This window comes from Chryseobacterium caseinilyticum (genome assembly GCF_014837145.1).
Classification (GTDB): domain Bacteria; phylum Bacteroidota; class Bacteroidia; order Flavobacteriales; family Weeksellaceae; genus Chryseobacterium; species Chryseobacterium caseinilyticum.
Window position 1 is genome coordinate 1 of the sequence record NZ_JACYFS010000018.1, and the last position, 3232, is coordinate 3232.

3 protein-coding genes are annotated in these 3232 nt (G+C 37.0%); all 3 read right to left on the reverse strand.

Annotation, left to right across the window (positions count from 1 at the left end):
• A partial coding sequence (locus IC610_RS19870) for a COG1470 family protein (protein WP_449506096.1) occupies positions 1–1539 on the reverse strand: 1539 nt, incomplete at its 3' end.
• Between the two features lie 27 nt (positions 1540–1566).
• Entirely contained in the window at positions 1567–2367 is an 801-nt protein-coding gene (locus IC610_RS19875) for a WxL protein peptidoglycan domain-containing protein (RefSeq protein WP_228462976.1), read from the reverse strand.
• An 81-nt stretch (positions 2368–2448) separates the two neighbouring features.
• Entirely contained in the window at positions 2449–2994 is a 546-nt protein-coding gene (locus tag IC610_RS19880; protein ID WP_056077368.1) for a hypothetical protein, read from the reverse strand.
• Between the last annotated feature and the right edge of the window lie 238 nt (positions 2995–3232).

The following is a 3232-nucleotide window of genomic DNA, read 5'->3' on the forward strand; positions in this document are numbered from 1 at the left end:
AAAACCGGGGTCTACCTGCGAGTTTTGGTATTGTATAAATGCACGCTTAGAATCAGAAAATTGTCTGCCGATTCTTTGGTTTGAGAAAAAAGATCCTCTTTTGATCCCTGCATAACTTTTAGTTGCGAATGAATTAGTAGATTGCAAATCCCATCTCCCTGCTCGTCCTTCGTAAATAGCTCCCACCAGACCTCCTGCATTTTCATCCTTATTTACAAGTCCTTTTTCGTGACTCAGACCAACCTCCGTCCGGATGGTGTGTTTGCCTCCTACTGAAAAAGACGTCACAGCATTTGCCAGCTGTGTATCAACGTTTAAGCGCGGATCATGGTCGTATATATATGAAATTTTTCCATTTAAAGTTTTCGCATTTCCATACCCATACTTCGCCCCCACCACGTTAGACCCATTTATTTGCTGGAAATAAGTACTGTACAGATTGTAATTGTTTTCCAGCGCCAGCAATTCAATCTGTTTGTTACTACCAAATTTGGTGGAAATTTTTGCACCTCTTCCGAAAATAGGGTATTCGTAATCTGTGCTGTTAATATTTCCAACGCGTAATACCGTATTTTTTCGCTCCATTTCCAACCAGGTATCATAGATGTTGTAAAGGCCTCGTTCCATAAAGTAATCCGTACCGATATTGAAGCGCGATTTCACGTTTTCGCTCACTCTGAAAGCTGTATTAGCTCTTAATTGAAGAAAATTAAAACCTGAGCTGTTTTCGTTGTAGCTCATTTCAGCAAAATTACTTCCGCTTACAGACTCCGGTCCTCTGGCAATTTGTCTGTTATTTGATAAAATAAGTAAATGGAGCGTGTTGCTTCCCACAATTTCATTAGTGAGAAGATCTGTTGCGATTGCGTTGATATTAAATTCAGGAAAAACCGTATTGTGTTTTCTAATTACAATTTTGATCTCAACAGTTTGTTTTTCCAAACCTTCAAGGAAAACAGTCTGTTGTTTTGGCATCATTTCCAAACCATCGGGTATAGATTGAAAGTCAATCTTTACGTTTCGTTTGCTGTAGCCCTGGTTTTCAACAGTGAGTAATATTGAAGAGTCCGGCGCATTAGGATTAATGAAATTCTCGAAAGCCTCCGTGTAAATTGCGATGTTACTGTTTTCTTCTTTTTTAACCGTAAACGATATGCTTTCGGTTCTTGTTAATGATGAAGTGATGTAAGAAACCTGAAAATTAATCTCACTGGATCTCAGTTTCATAAAATCCACATTGGCAATCAGTTTTACAGGAAGATTTTTAGACTGTCCGGCATCCAGTGTAAACTCATTTTTGGGATAGAAAAGCAATCCGGGATAATTTTCCTGAGGTACGATATTCTGAATTGTGACAGCTTCAGAACTTTTATTCTCAATCACCAGGAAATTCGTAAATGTTGAACCTTTTTCAACAGCTACACTGTCTTTTTCAAAATAGATTTTGATATCCTTCTTATCCTGCGAAAAAGCAAATGAAAAGTTTAAAAGAACAAATGCTAAAAGTAAAATTGTTCTCCTAAGAATTAATACCGACATTCTATTTTGTTGTTTTAAGACTTAATTTTAAAATTTAAAGTTTTTCTCGCCTACGCGTAAATCATTAGATCCTGCCATTTTGATAATGGCCACACCAAGGAAATTCCCTGAAATATTCTCCGGTAAGGAAAAATGAACGACCTGATTGGTGTCGGGAAGCATGGATATTGCAATGGCAGGTAATTTAATTTCCTTACCACTGTCTGTATTGGTGAGTTCAAACTCAACAGTCGCATCATTGATCGTGTTTCCGTCATTGTGGATGCTTACTGCTACTTTTCTGTCTGAAGTATTGTCAGAAGACACCTCTGCAATATTTGTAATATCAAGGCTTTTCACCTGGTTTCCGGTTGGTGTATAAAAAATATGAAGTCCAACCTCAAATAATGTGATGATACCAATCCCGTTTTTAGCCTTTGCCTGATCTGCCTGCTGCGGTAATTGAGTGAAGAAGAGCATGCTGTTAGTAACTGTCGATTTTGAAGCATTTGCCGGAATCTTCATGGTTACTACAATCTCTTTTGTACTTTTCGCAGGAACTGTGACAGCGTTTTCTAAAGTTGAGACCCAGGCAGCATTAGACGTTTTTGAACTTCCTGCATCAAGATAAACTTTATTTCCATTTTCTTCTCTTACCCAATCTTTATAGTTGAGATTAAAGACATAATCTTTGTCTGAGCTGTTCTGAAGCGTGACTGTCTGTGTAACTTTTTCTCCCGGATTGCCTGTGAAAAACAGACGTGTAGGTGACATAGAGATACTTTGTGACAAAGCTGAAGAAGCTGCTGTGATGATCACGAAAAGGAAAAGATGGATAAACTTGCGCATGGTGTAAATTGTTTAAAAATAAAAGATTCCCAAAACTACTGAAACGTAACTAAAGGAACCTTTACAATCTTAAAAATTTTATTATAAAGCAGTCGCAGTATAAGTTACTGTTTGCGTGTAAGTTCCGGCAGGTTTACCTAAAATATCGGCAGAAGATGATTTCACTGCAGGAATCATGTAATCCAAATTTAATGTCAATGCACTTCCAAGTGGAGCATTTGAAACTAAAGTTTGATCCGTTTCAGATAAAACCACAGCGGTTTTTGTTCCTCCCATTGTTCCCGCAGATGCAGCAGCTTTAATTGTCAAAACATTTACAGGGATTGTGTTGGTTCCATTGATGAAATTAGCCCCACCTGCTTTTACTTTTACGTTAAAGTTTTTCGTTGAAGTAACTTTTAGAGAGTTGGCTTTTGTAACCGTTTGATCAGAGTTGTAATCTGCTGCAGTAGCATAGTTAAAGTCAACATTGTTACCGATTGCAGTACTCCCGGTATCAATGGAAATTACATCGTTCAGGGTAATATTCACGGTTGTGGTTGCAGTAGTATTCTGTGCATGAACATTGCTGGTTCCTAATATAATTGCTCCAAAAGTTAAAGCTGCGATTACGATTTGTTTTTTCATGATAATAATATTTATTTTTTTATTCTTATTTAATTGTTCTCTTTTAACACTGCAAATCTACAGCAGCGGTAAAAGTTTCTTTGTAGTTGAATATGGAAGTTTATGTAGTAAAATTACTACAAGGCTATTTATTTGGTTTTAAAAAGAAATCCCTTACACGTCGATATTAAGGGAGCTTTCTTATCTATTATTTATCGGAATAATTACAATGCAGTTGCAGTATAAGTTACAGTCTGCG